Source organism: Cryobacterium sp. RTC2.1 (genome assembly GCF_035018685.1).
GTDB lineage: Bacteria > Actinomycetota > Actinomycetes > Actinomycetales > Microbacteriaceae > Cryobacterium > Cryobacterium glucosi.
In genome coordinates this window covers 1-16,477 of the sequence record NZ_JASJXJ010000083.1, presented here as the reverse complement: position 1 = coordinate 16,477, position 16,477 = coordinate 1, and the positions used below count along the sequence as shown (strand labels likewise).

Sequence of the window (16,477 nt, the reverse complement as noted above, 5' to 3'; positions counted from 1 at the left end):
CCCGCGCACCTGCACAGCAGGATAGGGCAGTGGCTTCCTTTTCCTGGGGGCCCCCATGTATTTGCATAACCTGAAATCATCTCCCCGGCGGGTGCTCGTGACGGGTGCCGCCTTCACCCTCGGCCTTCTGCTCGCGGTCGGCGGGGCCGGGGCAGCGCACGCTGCCGGCTCGGTCCAGGCCGTCATCGGCCTCGGCTCCCTGGACAGCTTCGGAGTGCTCGGACACACGACGGTCACCAACACGGGCGCGACCACGATCACGAACGGTGACCTCGGCCTCAGCCCGGGAACCTCCGTCACGGGGATCGCCCCTGTCACGATCGACAACGGCGTGGTCCACGCCACCGACGCCCAGTCCGAGCTCGCCCAGGCCGACCTGACCACTGCCTTCAACGATGCGGCCAGTCGGGTGCCCGACGTCTCCAACCTCATCGACCTCGCCGGCCAGACCCTCGCCCCCGGCGTCTACGCCGGCGGCGCGCTCTCCCTCAGCGGCACAGTCACCCTGGCCGGAAGTGCAAGCTCGGTCTTCATCTTCCAGGCCGCGAGCACGCTGATCACTGCGTCATCGAGCACCGTCGCCTTCTCCGGCGGCGCGAACGCGTGCAACGTTTTCTGGCAGGTCGGCAGCTCGGCGACGCTCGGCAGCGGATCCGTCTTCGCCGGCACGATTCTCGCCCAGACGTCGATCACCGCCGAGACCGGCGCCACGGTCGCAGGCCGACTTCTCGCGAGCACCGGCGCAGTCACCCTGGATTCCAACGTGATCACCCGGCCCAGCGACTGCGCGGCGCGGACCGCGATCGTCGCGAGCACGCCGACGGCGGCGCAGACCGCGGCGGCCGCCGCAGCGGCGCAGGCCGCCGCCGCCCAGGCCGCAGCAGACGTGGCCGCCACGGCCACGCCGACACCCTCGGCCACGACTCCGTCCAGCACGACCGGGCCCGTCACGGAGCTTGCCGCGACCGGAATCAACATCGCCCCCGCTCTGATCGGAACCGGCGCGCTGCTCGGCGTCGGACTCGTGCTCATACTGGCCGGGCGTTCACGGCGAGCGCGCCGACTCCGCTGACCGCAACATCGCGCCCAACGGCACGCGGCCCTTCCGCCAGACTGGGCAGCGGTTACACCGGCATCCGATTCTGGCCTGCGTATCGGGGAGTGCCGCTCATCGCAGCTCGGTGAGAGCGAACAGGGCGGTTCGCACGCGCTTCATCGCGGTCGTGAGGCCCCATTCGGCGGAGAGACGGTCGAGCTCGGCATCCTGCTCCGGGGTGCTCGGGCGGATCCGGGCGTCGAATGCCGGGAGCTTCAGGTCGCGCACGACGTTGACGACGGTCGGGGCGACCGTGAGGTAGTCGGCGGCGGCGATGATCTTGCCGCGCACACCCGCTGCCAGCGCCGAGGCCGGATCGGCGGCCGCTGCGACGATCCCGTCGAGGTCGCCGAAATCGGCAAGCAACGTAGCCGCGGTCTTCTCACCCACCCCGGCGACCCCGGGAAGTCCGTCGGAGGCGTCGCCGCGGAGGGCCGCGAAGTCGGCGTACTGCGCCGGGGTGACCCCGGTCTTGGCAAGCAGCGCGGCATCGGTGAGCGTCTCCAGCCTGGCCATGCCGCGTCCGGTGTAGATCACCCGCACGTCGCGGGAGTCGTCGACGAGCTGGAAGAGGTCGCGGTCGCCGGTGATGACATCGACGGGCACGTCCGCGTGCGAGGCGAGGGTGCCGATCACGTCGTCTGCTTCGTGCCGCGGGGCGCCGATCACCGGGATTCCGAGCGCGGCGAGCAGCTCGCGGATGATCGGAACCTGCGCGCTGAGGAGGTCGGGGACGTCCTCGGTCGCGGTGGGGGCATCCGCTGCGGGAGACTCGACAGCCGCGGCGACCCGGTGGGTCTTGTAGGTCGGGATCAGGTCGACGCGCCACTGCGGCCGCCAGTCGTCGTCCCAGCAGGCCACGATCTCAGTAGGCGGGAACTCGGTGACGAGCCGGGTGATGATGTCGAGCAGCCCGCGCACGGCGTTGACCGGCTGGCCGTTCGGCGCGCGCACGGTGTCGGGCACCCCGTAGAAGGCGCGGAAGTACAGGGCAGCGGTGTCGAGCAGCATCCGGCGCTCCGGTGGAGTGGTCACGGCGGAATCCTGACATATCGGACCCCCGTGCGTCCACCGGGGCGGGATCCCTGTCGTGGCGGGCTGTTGTGCCGGCCGAAACGCCCCCGCTCACCAGGGCGAGGGGCCGCCGCCGGGAACCGGGCCGCCGTCGAGGAGCAGGGCGCCGAGCGCGGCCTCGTCGCGTTCGGCGTGGTGCTGGCGCACGTAGAGCTCGAGGTCGGCGACCCGCTGCGAGTGACGGGCCTCGAAGGCGAGCGGCCAGGGGCCGAGCGCATGCCCGGCCCGTGCGATGACCTCCTCGACCGAGCGCGCGACGAGACCCCGCACCCTCGCCGCGAGGAGCGCCCCGGCCTGTCCGGTCGCGGTGCCGTCGTCGATCGACGCTGCCGTTGCCGCGAGGACGCCTCCGCACGCGCTCAGGGTCACGTCGATCGCACCGAGGTGCGCGAGTGCGATCTGGTCCGCCGGCCAGTCCTGCGCGCCGCGGAATACCCGACGGGCGATCCCGACCGCGCCGCCGAACCAGCACGCGGCGACGCCGATCCCGCCCCAGGCGTAGCCCGGCCGGTTGAAATACCAGTCGTCCTCGCGGATCGCGACCGCGGGCACGCCGCGGAAGTCAACGGGACCGCTCGTGATCGAGGGCAGTCCCCTGCCGACCCAGGTGTCCTCGAGCACGGTGATGCCCGGCGCGGCGAGGTCGACCGCGAAGAGCCGCAGCGCATCACTCGAGGTGTGCGCCGTGACGAGGGCATTGCTCAGCGAGCCCGCGAGCGAGCACCACGGCTTGAGCCCGTCGAGTCGCCAGCCCTGCTCCGACTCGGTCGCGTCGAGGCGGGTGCCGCGCGCTTCGGCCGCGAAGACACCCCAGCTGCGGGTCCGGCCCGTCTCACCGCCGGGCAGCTGCGCCGGTTCGACGGATGCCTGGCCCAGGACCGAGAGGGCGGCGAGATGACCGTCGGTGACGCGCGCCGCCGACAGGTCGGCCGCCGAGACCGTCGCGAGCATCTCGAAGAGGTGCCGGGTATTGCCCTCCCCGATGGCCGGAAGACGGGAACCGAGGTGCGTTGCGAGGCGGAGCGCCCGCCCGGTGTCGCCGGTCACGAGGAGGGCCTCGTCGGCGACCACCCGGAGTTGCTCACTCGACTCGCGATCACCGGGCGCACCGAGCCAGACCGGGGCACTCTCACTGTCGAAGTTCCGCTGGTTCATCTGCGGCCTCGCCTTCTTTCGCTTGTCATTCTTGACCCGCGTGCACTGTTTCGGCGTCCTCCTCTCGCCGAGCCCACTGTGCCGCATCCCCGGTTCCGCTGTGTTCGTCGTTTCACCCTCGCCGCCGGACCCGCGTTCGGATCCGAGCGTGCCCGTCCGGCCCCTGGATCAGTCGGTGATGTCTGTGAGGGCCCGGCCGGAGGGGCGGGTCGGCGACTTGGCGGTCGCCTTCCGCGGCAGGCGGTTCTCGGCGCTGACCATCCAGGCGTACTGCTCGAGCTTCTCGATGAAGCCGTGCAGGATATCGGCGCTTGTCGGGTCCTCTTCGTCAACGGCGTCGTGCACCTTGCGGATGTTCTTGACCGTCGCGTCGAGCCGTTCCGTGATCATGACGACGGTTTCCGCGGTGTCGACCTCGCCCGCCGGGAACTTCGGCAGGTGGGTGTCCTTGGCGACCGTCTCGGTGCGTCCGTCGGGGAGGGCGTCGAGTGCGCGCATCCGCTCGGCCAGCTCGTCGGAGAAGATGCGTGCATCGTCGATGATCTCGTCGAGCTGCAGGTGCAGGTCGCGGAAGTTGTGGCCGACGACACTCCAGTGCGCCTGCTTGCCCTGAACGTGGAGTTCGATCAGGTCGACGAGGACGGACTGGAGGTTGCCGCCGAGTTCAGCCGATGCCTTCATGGGTGTGCCCCTCTCACGCGGGACGTCGGCTCCGACGGATGCCGGGCGAGGGTCCCGCTCGTTTCGAACAGCACGATAGCAGGGGTGTCGCCGCCGTGTCAGGTCGAGCGGATGCCCCTGTTCGGGTGTGCCTCGACCGGCGCTAGGCCTGGGTGTCGGCCGGGGTGTCGCGGCGGCGGAAGAGCGCGGGCCCGGACTGGTCGACGGCGAGCTGAAGCCGCTCGTCGTGCGTGCCCGGCAGGGGCGGGAGCGCGTCGAGCGGCCACCAGGCCGCCGCCGTATTCTCGCCGTCGGCCGGGTGCGGCTCACCGCTCACCCACCGGCAGCGGAAGAGCACGTCGAGATATTGGGCGTGATCGCCGTTGGCGTATTGGAGGGGCTCGCGGGCGAAGACACCGACGAGAGCGTCGACCTCGGCGACGATGCCGGACTCCTCGAGGATTTCGCGGGCCGCGGCATCCGCGGGTTCTTCACCGGGGTCGACGACGCCGGCGACGTTCGACCAGTTGCCGTTGTCGGCGCGGCGGACGAGGAGCGCTTCGTCGCCGCGCACGACGACCGCGGTGACGCCGATGAGCCAGAGCGGGGCGTGTCCGATGCGCTTGCGCAGTTTGAGGATGAAATCGGGGGTGGCCATCCTTCGAGCCTAGCCAGCGGATCTCCTGAGTTGGCCACCGCGGCACCGGTTGCCGGGATGCGCAACCCCCCTCGCGCTCGAACTCACCGCACAAGCCGGGTGCGAGACTGGTGACGCGGCCTCTCAGACGGACCGCGACAGGGGGGCGACATGACCGGATCACGGGTCGAGGGAGCGCGGCGGGGGACTTCGCGCGGCACCGGGCGCCGAATGGCGGCGGCGCTCGGCGCAGCGGCACTGCTCTGCACAACGCTCTCCGCGTGCGGGACGGCGGCACCGTCGCCGACGGCCAGTGCGACGGCATCGGCATCGGCCTCGGCCTCGGCCTCGGCCGTCCCAACGGCGACAGGTGCCCCGACCGGCACCCCCTCCGGATCACCCACAGCGGTCCCCACGCCCACGCCCGGCGATGACGTTCCCGCAGCCTGCTCCGCCGGCGCGCTCGGCGCCACCCTGGCCTCGCGGCCGATGGACAGCGGGATGAGCAGCTTCTACTGGGACCTCACTTTGACCAACACCGGATCCCAGGCCTGCACCGTGCAGGGGTACCCCGGTGTCCGGCTGGTGAATGCGGTCACCGGGGCACTGCTCGGCCCGGCCGCGGCACACGAACGCTACCCGACGGTGACGGAGGCTGCCGTCGAACTCGCTCCCGGGGCATCCGCCTACAGCCTGCTGCACCTGAATCAGGCGGGCGCATACACCTGCACGCTCGTGGCCGTCACCGAGCTCGACGTGACACCGCCCGGCACGGATGTCCCTCGCCGGGTGACGACGCCCAATCCGATCCAGGGTTGCGACGACCCGCTCATCGGCCTCGTGAAGGTCGGTCCGTTCGCCCCGGCTTCTCTCGTCTACTAGTCACAAACCGGGCCGGCCCCGTTGGCAGCCGGTCCGAGCGGGATCGGCTAGTAGCCGGGGCGCCAGGTCGCGGCGGCGACCGCGGCCTCTGGGTCGGCGATGGCGACGCCGTTGACGCCGTCGCGCACCGCTTGGGTGACCACGGCGACGGCGACGCGGCGCGACACCTCGGGCAGGTCCCGGAACGAGGGCAGCACGGCCGCGCCGGGCCGGGTCACGTCGACCATGCCGGCGATCGCGTGGGCGGCGGCGAGGAGCATGGCCCGGTTCAGCACGGTCGCCCGGGCGACGATCGCTCCGAAGCAGATCCCCGGATACATGAGCGCGTTGTTGCCCTGGCCGATCTCGTAGTCGACCCCGTCGAACCGCACGGGGGCTGACGGGCAGCCGGTGCTCACGAGGGCCGCGCCGGCCGTCCACTCGATTACGTCGGCCGCGGTCGCCTCGGCGAGCTCGGCCGGGTTGGAGATCGGGCAGATCAGCGGGCGTTCGACGTGGGCGGCCATCTCACGCACGGCAGCCTCGGTGAAGGCGCCGAACTGGGTCGAGGTGCCGATGAGCGCGGTCGGGTGCACGGCGGCGATCACGCTGTGCAGCGAGCACGGGTCGGCGAGCGCGGGCGCGAACGCATCGCCGGCCAGTTCCCGTGCGGGCCGGGCGTACCGGCGCTGGCCGGCGGTGAGGTCGGGCAGGGTGTCGACGATGAGCCCCTGCCGGTCCATCAGGTAGATCCGGGCCTCGGCCTCGGCGAGGGACTGTCCCCCGGTCACGACGAGCTCGTCGACGATCTGGTCGGCGATGCCGATCCCGGCGGTCCCCGCGCCGAAGATCAACACGCGCTGGTCGCCCAGGGTCAACCCGGAGATCAGGATGCTCGTGTTCAGGGCGGCGAGGATCGTGACGCCGGTTCCCTGGATGTCGTCGTTGAGGGTGCAGATGCTGTCGCGATACCGCTCGAGGATCGGCGCCGCCGTCGCGCGGCCGAAGTCCTCCCAGTGCAGCAGCGCGCCCGGGAACAGCCCGAGCGCCGTCTGAACGAAGTCGTCGATGAACCGGTCGTAGTCGGCGCCACGGATGCGCGGAAACCGATTCCCGAGGTACCGCGAGTCGTCGAGCAGCCCGGCATTGTCGGTGCCTACGTCGATGAACACCGGCAGGATCTGGGCGGGGTCGATGCCCGCTGCCGCGGTGTAGACGGCGACCTTGCCGGTGAGGATCTCGGCCCCGTTGACGCCCCAGTCGCCGATGCCGAGGATTCCCTCGCCGTCGGTCGCGACGATCAGGCGGATGTCCCGGCCGTTGGCGTAGATCTGGAGCGCCTCCCCGATGCTCTCGGGATCGAGTGCGGAGATGTAGGCGACATCGCTGCCCGCGTAGCAGTCGCTGTACTGCTGGATCGCCTGGGCGACGGTCGGCGCGTACACGATCGGCAGGAATTCGACGAGGTGCCGGGACATCGCATAGTAGAACAGCCGGCGGTTGCGCGCGCAGACGTCCATCAGGAACAGGCGCTTCTCGAGGTCGTTCGGCCGGGCCAGGAACCGCCGGTAGAGCTGACCCGATTGCTGCTCGATGGTCTGCACGACGTGCGGCAGCTGCCCGGTGATGCCGCCGCGCATCCGCTCGGCCCGGGTGAACGCGGTGCCCTTGTTGCGGTACGGGTCGGAGAGCAGGGAACGCCCGGTCATGAAGTGCCTCTCGCGAGTTGGAGGCCGCGACGGTGTGACCGGTGTGCCGGGCCTGAGGCTGCTGCCTACCCCGCTTCACCCAGTTTAACCCCGCGTTTACCCGAGGTTCGTCCCTGCATCGGCCGCCGAGTCGGCGCGCGCCGCATTCTTCTCCTCGCGACGGACAGCCCTGCGCTCCCTGCCGCCCTCGACGAGGAAGTACAGCACCGGGAGCACGATGAGGGTGAGCAGGGTCGAGGAGACCAGGCCGCCGATCACGACCAGGGCGAGCGGCTGGGAGATGAACCCGCCGGTGCCGGTGAGGCCGACCGCCATCGGGAGCAGGGCGAAGATCGTGGCGAGGGCGGTCATCAGGATCGGGCGCAGCCGCCGGGAGGCCCCGTTGACGAGCGCCTCGCGCACGTCGAGCCCCCGTCGCCGGTACTGGTTGACGAGGTCGATCAGCACGATCGCGTTCGTCACGACGATCCCGATCAGCATCAGCACGCCGATCAGCGAGGGCACTCCGAGGGGGATGCCGGTGATCACCTGCAGCGCGATGGCCCCCGTCGCCGCGAACGGGATGGACACGAGCAGCAGCAGCGGCTGCAGCAGCGACCGGAACGTCGCGACCATCACGATGTAGACGATCAGGATCGCGGCGAGCAGCGCGATGCCGAGCTGCTGGAATGCGTCGGTCTGGTCCTTCGTGACACCGCCGAGGGTCGCGGTCGCGCCGGTCGGCAGGGTCGTGTCGGCGAGCACGGTCGCCATCTGGGCGTTGGCGGTGCCGAGGTCGTTGTTGTTCGGCGTCGCCGAGACCGTCGCGGTGCGCAGGCCCTTCGTCGTCGTGAGGGTGGCCGGGCCGTCGACCTGTGCGACGGTCGCGAGGGTGCTGAGCGCGACCGGCCCGGCGAGGGTCGGGATCGGCAGGGCGGCGAGCTCGGCCGTCGTGGCCGGCGAGCTGGCCCCGGTGAGATACACGGACAGGTTCGCCTCGTTGATCACGATCGACCCGACGACGCTCGGCTGCATCGCCTGGGAGACGAGGGTGCCGAGCGCGAGCTCGCTCAGGCCGGCGGAGGCGGCCTTCGTGCGGTCGATCGTCACGGCGAGGTAGGGCCGGGAGGCGGCGAGGTTGCTCGAGCTCTCCTTGATCGCGTCGAGCTTCTTCACGGCGGCGAGGATGCTGTCGCTCGCTGTCTGCAGGTCGGCGCCGTTGGCCGCGGTGATGTCGACGGCGATGTCCGAGGTGCCGCCGAAGCCGCCGCCGGCCGTGACCGAGAAGTCGCCGACGCCGGTGAGTGCGGCGAGCTTGCCGCGGACGGCGTCCTGCACGGCGTCGGGCTTGGCCACACCGTCGGTCGTGATCGAGTAGGTCACGGTGCTCGTGGTCGGCGCTCCCCCGGCGAACGCGGCGAGGGCGCTGCCGCCGCCGATCGACACCTGGACGATCTTCACGCCCGGCGTGCCGCGCACGGCCGATTCGACCGTCGTCGAGGCGGTGTCCTGGGCGGCGAGGCTCGTGCCGACCGGGAGAGCCTGGGCGACCCGGAACGTGGTCTGGCCGGTCGAGCCGAGGAAGTTGACCTTCATGAACGGGATGATCGCGACCGTTCCGCCGAGTACGAGCACGGAGAGCAGCAGGGTGGCGACGGCGTGCCGGAGCGTCCAGCGGATGATCGGCAGGTACCCGGTCTGCAGGCGGCTCGGCTCCTCGACGATCGCGTCCGCGGGGGCGGATGCCGCGCGCCGGGTCCGCCGGGACGCGGCGGCCGCAGCGGTAGGGGTAGCGGGGGTCGCCGCGGGTGCGGACCCGCCAAGGTGGTCCGCGGCCGCGTCGGCGACGGTCGTTGTTTGCGCGGACTCGGCCGCGAGCGCGCCGGGGCCGGTCGGGTCGGCGACCGCGAACGCGGCGGCATCCGTTGTCACGAGGACCGGGGCGGTCTCGGGAGCCTTACCCGGCTGAGCAGAATTCGGCGCCTTGGCAGGCTTCGCGGGCCTGGCGGGCCTCGGGCTCGGGGCGCGCAGGAACCAGTAGGCGAGTACGGGCACGATCGTGAGCGAGACGAGCAGGGAGGCGAGCAGCGCGATCGTGACGGTGAGGGCGAAGGGGCGGAAGAGTTCGCCGGTGGACCCGCCGACGAAGGCGATCGGCAGGAAGACCGTGACGGTCGTGATCGTCGACGCGGTGATCGCGCCGGCGACCTCGCGCACGGCCGCGACGATGGTCTCGGAACGGTCCACCCCGGGCACGAGGTGGCGCTTGATGTTCTCGATCACGACGATCGAGTCGTCCACGACACGGCCGATCGCGATGGTCAGCGCGCCGAGCGTGAGGATGTTGAGCGAGTACCCGACGCCCTGCAGGCCGATGAAGGTGATCAGCACGGAGGTCGGGATCGAGATCGCCGTGACGAGCGTGGCACGCACCGAGAGCAGGAAGACGAGGATCACGAGCACGGCGAAGACGAGCCCGAGGATGCCCTCCTGGGTGAGCGAGTTGATCGACTCCTGGATGAACGGGGCCTGGTCGAAGACGACGGTGAAGGTCGTGCCGGGGACGGCATCCTGAAGCCTCGGCAGGATCGCGCGCACGGCCGTCGATACGTCGACCGTGTTGGCGGCGGGCACCTTCGTGACCGCGATCGTGAGGGCCGGCTGGCCGTTGACGCGGGAGATGCTCGCGACGGGGTTCTCACCGAGCACGACGGTGGCGACGTCGCCGATCGTGGGCGGGGTGGCCGGAGCGGCGCCAGGGGCGGTGCCGGCGCCGGTCGCGAGCAGGGGCAGGGCGGCGATGTCCGCGGCGGAGGTGAGCTTGCCGCCGGCCTGGACCGACAGGGTCTTGTCGCCCTCGGTGAGCGAGCCGGCGGGGATGAGCGCGCCGTTCTGCTGCAGGGCCGAACGGATGGCCTGCGTGCTGAGGCCGCGGGCGGCCAGGGCCGCGGCATCCGCTGTGATGGTCACCCGGCGGCCGACATCGCCGACGAGCGCGGCCTCGCGCACCCCGGACACGTCACGGATGTCGCCGAGCACGCTGCGCTTGAGGTCGTCGGCGAGGGTGGCCTGGTCGCCGCCGGAGACAGCGAGGGAGATGACCGGGAAGTCGTCGATGCTGCCGCTGATCACCTGCGGGTCGAGGTTGTCGGGCAGCCGGGTCTTGATGCGGTTGATCGCCTGGCTGATGCGGGATTCTGCCTTGACGAGGTCTGTGCCGTACGTGAACGTCGCGCTCACGAGCGAGGAGTTCGTGCTGCTCGTCGTCGAGGTGGATTCGAGGCCCGCGATGCCCTGGATGGCGGTCTCGATCGGCGTCGAGACGTCGTCGTTGACGACCTCGGGCGAGGCGCCGGGGTAGCTCGTGGAGACGAGCAACTGCGGCAGCTGCAGGGAGGGGATGAGTTCCTGCTTGAGGCTCGTGAGGGCGAGGCTGCCGAAGATGGCGGCGACGATCGTGATCAGGGCGATCAGGGCCCTGTTCTTCATGCTCAGCACGGCGAGAAAATGCATGGCTCAGTATCGCATCGCCGTGTGACGCCCGTGTTGCGTTTCGCACCCCCGGTTCGGCGCGGAATGGCGCCTCGGAGTCAGACGACGTCGGCGAGGTACCCGGTGTCGGGCAGCGGATGCCGCAGCAGCGTCCCCCAGGCCAGGCCCAGTGCGTCCACAGCGCATTCCATCTCGAACGCCCCGTGGCAGAACGGGACCCGCAGGAAGCGCTCGAAGGCGCCGTCGACGCCGAAGCGGGGACCGGCCGGCACGAGAAGGCCGTGGTTGCGCGCGGCGAGCGCGAGCTGGGAGCTCACGGGTCGCCCGAGGTTGACCCACGCCGTGAGGCCGCCGTCGACGTGCGGCACGGTCCACTCGGGGAAGCGCTCGGCGAGGAGCGCCTCGAGGTGGTCGCGCCCGGCCCGGAGCTCGCGGCTGCGGCGCTCGAGAATCGCCGGCATCTCCGGGAGCATCCGGGTGACGATGAGTTGCTCGAGGATCGGCGTGCCCATGTCCGTTGCCGTGCGCGCGGCAACCAGCCGGCGGATCAGCGCGGGCTCCGCCCTGATCCAACCGATGCGCAGGCCGCCCCAGATGGTCTTGCCCACCGAGCCGACCGTGACGACCGTGGCGGGGACGCCGGCGCCAGACCCGCTTCCATAGCCGTTCATTCCTGCATTTCCCGGCTCGCCCTGCGCGTATGCCGCGAACGGCATGAAATCGTCGGTCCGGTCGATGCTGAGCTCTCCCATGGTCTCGTCCGCGATGAGGACCGTGCCCTGCCGGGCGGCGGCCTCGATGACGCGGGTCCGTTGCTCGGTGGGCATCGTCTGCCCGGTCGGGTTGTGGAAGTCGGGCATCAGGTAGCCGAGCACGGGATTGCTGCCCCGGAGGGCCTGGAGCAGGGCGGGCTCGTCCCAGCCGGACGAGCCGTCGCCCACGCGCGCCGTCACGCTCACCGGCACGAACCGCGCCCCGGCCGCGCTGAGCGCCTCAACCGCGTGCGGGTAGCTCGGCTGTTCGATCAGCACCCGGTCGCCGCGGCTGACGAACACCCGGGCGAGCAGCGAGATCGCGTGCTGGGCTCCGATCGTCACCATGATCTGGTCCGGGTCGGTCGGGAGCCCCCGCTCCCGGTAGCGTTCGGCGATCGCGGCGCGCAACTCCGGGATGCCGACCGGATCGAAGCCCGGACCGTTCAGGTGACGCGAGAGGTCCTCTGCTGCCCGCGCGGCGACATCCGCCAGCCCGCCGAGGGCCGACATCGTCGCCTTGCTGAGATCGAGGACGCCGCTGTCGCCCGACGCGCTCCCTGAGCCAGGGCCGGCCGCCGCGCCGGAGCCCGGCAGCCGCACCACGCTGCCCGAACCGCGCACGCTCGAGAGCAGCCCCGCGGCGCGCAGCTCGCGGTAGGCGGCCGTCACAGTCGTGCGGCTCAGCCCGAGGCGCACGCCCAACTCGCGTTCGGCGGGCAGGCGGGTGCCGGCGGTCAGGCGGCCGTCGAGGGCGAGCAAGCGGATGCGATCGGCGAGCCCCCGGTAGGCACTCCCGCCGGTGCGCCACTCGCCGAGCTTCGACTCGAGGGCACGGGCGCTGAGCTGGGTGTCCGACATGAGGCCACTCTAGACAGATTGGCTACTTGATAACAGTCCACTCGTGCAATTGGATTGGTTTCCATGACCCGTCGTCTCATTCAGCTGCTTATTGGCCTCTTCCTGTACGGCATCGCGATCGCGCTGATGGTGCGCGGCGCGATCGGCGTCGCTCCCTGGGACGTGCTCACCCAGGGCATCGACGGCCACACCCACCTCGGGTTCGGCCTGCTGACCGTCATCCTGAGCGGCGTCGTGCTGCTGTTCTGGATCCCGCTGCGCCAGAAGCCGGGCGTCGGCACCGTGATCAACGCGCTCCTCGTCGGCCCGTCGGTGGATGTCGGCCTCTGGCTGGTGCCCGCCGGCCTCGACCTGTGGCTGCGCGCGCTGCTCTTCGCGGCAGGCGTGCTGCTGCTCGCCGTCGCGACCGGCCTCTACATCGGGGCGCACCTCGGCCCCGGACCCCGCGACGGCCTGATGACCGGCCTGCACCGGCGCACCGGCTGGCCGATCTGGATCGTGCGCACCGGCATCGAGGGCACCGTGCTCGCGCTCGGCTGGGTGCTCGGCGGCAACGTCGGCATCGGGACCGTGCTGTTCGCGGCGCTCGTCGGCCCGCTCTGCCAGTGGACCATCCCCCGCCTCGCGCTGCCGCTCCCCGCGCCTCGGACGCCCTCGCCCGCTTCGACCCTGGCCGACGCGCGCTAGAGGTTGCGGTCGGCGTAGGCCAGGAGGGCCGCGCGGACGAAGGCCGCCCCGGCAGGGCCGCCGTAGTTCGCGGCGAAGCGCTCGTCGGAGACATACATCTCGCCGAGGCCCGTGAAGTACTCCTTCGAGGGTCCCGCGCCGCCCGGCCCTCCGCCGGGGGTGCCCGGGATGGCCCGCAACCAGTCGAACTGCCGCTGCGCGAGGGCCTGGGCCTCGGCTCCCGCCGGGTCGAGCCGGCCCGATGCTCCGGAGGCTCCGGAGGCACCGGAGACTCCGGCGGCCGCCGCGCGCCAGTCCGCGAGGAGCTGCGCCTGCCGCTCCTGCCACGCCACCTTCTCCGCGGCGCTCATCTCGCGCCACCAGGCGTCGCCGCTCGCCCAGGCCGCGGCTCCCCAGCGCTGTTCGACCTCCTCCCTGTGTTCCGTGGGATCGAATCCGTCGAACATGTTCTCTGCCATGAGTTGTTCCTTTCTGTTCAGGGTGGTGATGGTGTCCTCGACCGAGCCGATCTGGCGATCGAGGCGGTCACGCTCGCCGCGCAGCCAGGCGAGGTGCGCGCCGAGGGCGCGGGCGGCATCCGTTTCGTGGTCGAGCACCTCGCGAATGGCGGGCAGCCCGAGCCCGAGGGCGCGCAGCATCAGGATGCGCTGCAGGCGCACGAGCGCCGCCGCGTCGTAGTAGCGGTAGCCGTTGGCGCCGATCCGACTCGGCGGGAGCAACCCGAGGTCACCGTAGTGCCGCAGCGTGCGGCTCGTCGTCGACGCGAGCCGCGCGATCTCCTGGATCGACCAGTCCATGTCCACTCCCCGTCCGTTGTGTTCTCCACGATAATTCTTGACGTTGCGTCAAGGTCAAGCGGGCTCCCGAATCCGATTCGGTACCATGTGGCATGCACGACACGACCGAGGCAACGGATGCCGCGGCGCGGCCCCGCGCGCGCCTGGCACTCCGGCTCGTGCCCGCGGCCCTGGTCTCTGCGTCCGCGGTGCTGCTCTTCGGACTGCACACGCCGGTCTCGATCCCCGCGGGCTACCTGCTTCTCGGACTCGCCCTCGCGACGGCCCTCGTCATCGACCGCCCGCTCGCCCGCGACCTCGCCCTCATCGCCCTCGGCCTGCTCCTGATCAGCACCATCTCGCTCGCGGCCAACATCGACTACCCGAACATGGCGCTGACGGGGGCCGTGCTCACGCTCGCGGTACTCCTGCCGTACCTGGTCTCGCGCTACCTCTACCGCGAGCGGGCGATCCGGTTCCCGATCCGCACCGGGCGACCCTGGACATCCGCAGCGCTCGGGTACCTCGTCGTCGCGATCGCGCTCGGCTATGCGATTCTGCCGACCTATTTCATCCGCTCCGGCGCCTTTCACAACTGGCCGACCGTCACCGCGCCGGACGAGATCGGGCGGCTCTTCGTTGGCGTCGGTTTCGTCGGAATCTGGGACGAGCTCTTCTTCATCTGCACCGTGTTCGCCCTGCTGCGTCGGCACTTCCCGGACTGGCTCGCGAACCTGCTCCAGGCGGTGATCTTCACCTCGTTCCTCTGGGAACTCGGCTACCGCAGCTGGGGCCCGCTGATCACCTTCCCCTTCGCACTCCTGCAGGGCTTCACCTTCGCGCTGACCAGGTCACTCGGCTACGTCATCGTCGTGCACCTGCTCTTCGACCTCGTCGTCTTCCTCGTGATCGTGCACGCACACACCCCGGCCTGGCTGCCGATCTTCCTCTACTGACGCGCACCCGCCCGCGCGCGCCCGCGCCCGCGACCGGAAAGGTGCTCGGGGGTTGCGCACCGCCGAAACGCGATATATCGTGAATCACACCAGACGCGATATAACGCGAAAAAGTTTCGGCGTCCGCAACGGACGCCCACAGAAGGAGCACACAATGGCACTCGAAAAATGGCTGGTCGCCCCCGGGCAGACCCGGGTGATCGACGTCGAACTCGTCAACCGGCTCAAGGTCGGGCTGATCGGCGGCAAGGTCGACATCATCGGCCACGACGAACCGTTCACCCGCGTCGAGGTGCACAGCGTCAGCGGCAAGGACCTCCGCATCTCCCTCGACGGAGACACCCTCGAGGTCGACCACCCGCAGCTGCGCTGGGACAACTTCATCGAGGTCTTCGCCTCCTTCCGCGGCAGCGCCAGGGCGGACGTGAGCATCACCGTCCCGCGCGACGTCGCCCTCAAGCTCGGCGTCGTCTCGGCCGGCGCGCTCATCACGGGCCTCCGCAGCGACCTCAAGCTCAACACCGTCTCCGGTGACCTCGTCGTCGACGGCGTCACGGGCGACATCGAAGTCAACGCGATCAACGGCGAGATCTCGGTCAGCAACCACTCCGGCGACATCACCACGCACACCGTTTCCGGCGATGTCACCGCGAGCGGCAGCATCCGCCGGTTCAGCGTCGACGGCGTCGCGAGCAACGTGTTCCTCGACCTCGAGGGCTCGCCGGACACCGTCAACACGAACACCGTGAGCGGCAACCTCACCGCACGCGTCGAGGCCGGCCTCCCGATCAAGTACCACCTCAACACCATCTCGGGGGTCCTCCAGCTCGACGACCAGACCGTGAAGGGCACCCTCGGCAAGGGCTACGAGTCGAGTACGGGCGTGCTCGCGGGCAGCTGGCTCGAACTGCACGCGAACTCCGTCTCCGGTGACATCTCGATCGTCCGGCGTCCGGCCGCGGCGGCGGATGCCCCGGCGAGCGCCCCGAGCGCAGCCGCCGGGTTCGAAGCGCCGGGCGAGGCCCCGGCGGACACCGCAACGGGGGCCTCGGCATGACTCCCGTCTTCGCCCACGGCAGCCTGCGGCTCTACCTGCTGAGCCTGCTCGCCGAGCAGCCGCGGCACGGTTACGAGCTGATCCAGGCGCTCAGCGACCGGTTCGGCGGCACGTATATCCCGAGCGCGGGCACGATCTACCCGCGACTGGCCAAGCTCGAGGAGGAGGGCCTCGTCACGAAGTCGACGGACGGCCGCAAGACCGTCTACGAGATCACCGACGCCGGACGCGCCGAGCTCCTCGCGCGCGGGGGCGACCTCGACGCACTCGAGGACGAGGTCACCGACTCGGTGCGCCGGCTGGCGGACGAGGTCCGGTCCGGGGTCGCCGCGGCGATGACGAGCCTGCGCACCGATCTCGCAGCTGCCGCCAGGCGGGCCAGGGATGACGCGGGCTTCGGAGCGGGCGGCCGGGCACGTGGGGGTTCGAGTCCCACCACCGGTTCCGCCGTTCCGGGCACGGCCGCGGGTGCCGATGCCAGTGCCAGTGCCAGTGCCAGTGCGAGCTACCCGGGCGCGGACGGCCCAGCGGATACCGCCGGTTCCGCCGGCGCGAGCGCGGGCTCGGCGGCTCCAGGCGGCCAGACCCCGCCGGCCGGGACCACGTCGGGCACCTCGACGGACCGTCGCCTCGAGTCCAATCGCGCCCTGCACGAGGCCGATCTCGTGCTCAACGAGTTCCGCCAGCAACTCCGCGCGGACCTGCGCAAGCAGGCCGTGCACGCC

13 protein-coding genes and 1 pseudogene are annotated in these 16,477 nt (G+C 70.9%); 6 read left to right on the top strand and 8 right to left on the bottom strand.

Features of this window, described 5'->3' with window-relative positions; all coding sequences use genetic code 11:
- The first annotated feature begins 55 nt into the window (after positions 1-55).
- Entirely contained in the window at positions 56-1,072 is a 1,017-nt protein-coding gene (locus tag QN357_RS11470; protein WP_322189172.1) for an ice-binding family protein, read from the top strand.
- A 96-nt stretch (positions 1,073-1,168) separates the two neighbouring features.
- Here the strand turns inward: QN357_RS11470 and QN357_RS11465 are convergent, their stop codons facing one another.
- The 4 genes from QN357_RS11465 to QN357_RS11450 all read right to left on the bottom strand — a co-directional run bounded on the left by QN357_RS11465 (position 1,169) and on the right by QN357_RS11450 (position 4,643).
- A complete protein-coding gene (locus QN357_RS11465) occupies positions 1,169-2,107 on the bottom strand; it encodes a 5'-3' exonuclease (protein ID WP_322189900.1) in 939 nt (312 codons plus the stop codon).
- 114 nt (positions 2,108-2,221) lie between these two features.
- A complete protein-coding gene (locus QN357_RS11460; RefSeq protein WP_323504910.1) occupies positions 2,222-3,325 on the bottom strand; it encodes an acyl-CoA dehydrogenase family protein in 1,104 nt (367 codons plus the stop codon).
- Positions 3,326-3,493: 168 nt separating this feature from the next.
- The gene (locus tag QN357_RS11455; protein ID WP_370294943.1) at positions 3,494-4,108 is read right to left on the bottom strand and encodes a Dps family protein; all 615 of its coding nucleotides are present in this window, start codon (positions 4,106-4,108) and stop codon (positions 3,494-3,496) included.
- 40 nt (positions 4,109-4,148) lie between these two features.
- Positions 4,149-4,643: an NUDIX domain-containing protein gene (locus QN357_RS11450; RefSeq protein WP_322189170.1), complete on the bottom strand. Its 495-nt coding sequence runs from the start codon at positions 4,641-4,643 to the stop codon at positions 4,149-4,151.
- A 150-nt stretch (positions 4,644-4,793) separates the two neighbouring features.
- Here QN357_RS11450 and QN357_RS11445 point away from each other — a divergent pair, with 150 nt between their 5' ends.
- Positions 4,794-5,504 (top strand): DUF4232 domain-containing protein, encoded by a 711-nt coding sequence (locus tag QN357_RS11445; protein WP_322189168.1) that lies wholly within the window; start codon positions 4,794-4,796, stop codon positions 5,502-5,504.
- Between the two features lie 47 nt (positions 5,505-5,551).
- Here QN357_RS11445 and QN357_RS11440 read toward each other — a convergent pair whose 3' ends face one another.
- The 3 genes from QN357_RS11440 to QN357_RS11430 form a co-directional block, all read right to left on the bottom strand.
- Positions 5,552-7,192 carry an NAD-dependent malic enzyme gene (locus tag QN357_RS11440; RefSeq protein ID WP_322189167.1) on the bottom strand — a complete coding sequence of 547 codons (1,641 nt, stop codon included), beginning with the start codon at positions 7,190-7,192 and terminating at the stop codon, positions 5,552-5,554.
- 96 nt (positions 7,193-7,288) lie between these two features.
- Complete coding sequence (locus QN357_RS11435; protein WP_322189165.1) at positions 7,289-10,684, bottom strand: efflux RND transporter permease subunit; 3,396 nt, start codon at positions 10,682-10,684, stop codon at positions 7,289-7,291.
- Between the two features lie 77 nt (positions 10,685-10,761).
- The gene (locus tag QN357_RS11430; RefSeq protein ID WP_322189163.1) at positions 10,762-12,276 is read right to left on the bottom strand and encodes a PLP-dependent aminotransferase family protein; all 1,515 of its coding nucleotides are present in this window, start codon (positions 12,274-12,276) and stop codon (positions 10,762-10,764) included.
- A 63-nt stretch (positions 12,277-12,339) separates the two neighbouring features.
- On the opposite strand from QN357_RS11430, the gene QN357_RS11425 reads away from it, so the two are divergent.
- Positions 12,340-12,963, top strand: coding sequence for a YczE/YyaS/YitT family protein (locus QN357_RS11425; protein WP_134446245.1), 624 nt, complete (start codon positions 12,340-12,342; stop codon positions 12,961-12,963).
- Here QN357_RS11425 and QN357_RS11420 read toward each other — a convergent pair.
- A complete protein-coding gene (locus tag QN357_RS11420) occupies positions 12,960-13,760 on the bottom strand; it encodes a MerR family transcriptional regulator (protein WP_322189161.1) in 801 nt (266 codons plus the stop codon). The genes QN357_RS11425 and QN357_RS11420 overlap by 4 nt on opposite strands.
- A gap of 92 nt (positions 13,761-13,852) precedes the next feature.
- Between QN357_RS11420 and QN357_RS11415 the strand changes: the two genes are divergently transcribed.
- The 3 genes and pseudogenes from QN357_RS11415 to QN357_RS11405 form a co-directional block, all read left to right on the top strand.
- Positions 13,853-14,695: a CPBP family intramembrane glutamic endopeptidase gene (locus tag QN357_RS11415; protein ID WP_323504909.1), complete on the top strand. Its 843-nt coding sequence runs from the start codon at positions 13,853-13,855 to the stop codon at positions 14,693-14,695.
- 154 nt (positions 14,696-14,849) lie between these two features.
- Positions 14,850-15,752, top strand: coding sequence for a DUF4097 family beta strand repeat-containing protein (locus QN357_RS11410; RefSeq protein WP_134446242.1), 903 nt, complete (start codon positions 14,850-14,852; stop codon positions 15,750-15,752).
- Positions 15,749-16,141, top strand: a pseudogene (locus QN357_RS11405) (PadR family transcriptional regulator); the annotation flags it as partial. The gene QN357_RS11410 and the pseudogene QN357_RS11405, both read left to right, overlap by 4 nt.
- Positions 16,142-16,477 lie beyond the last annotated feature (336 nt).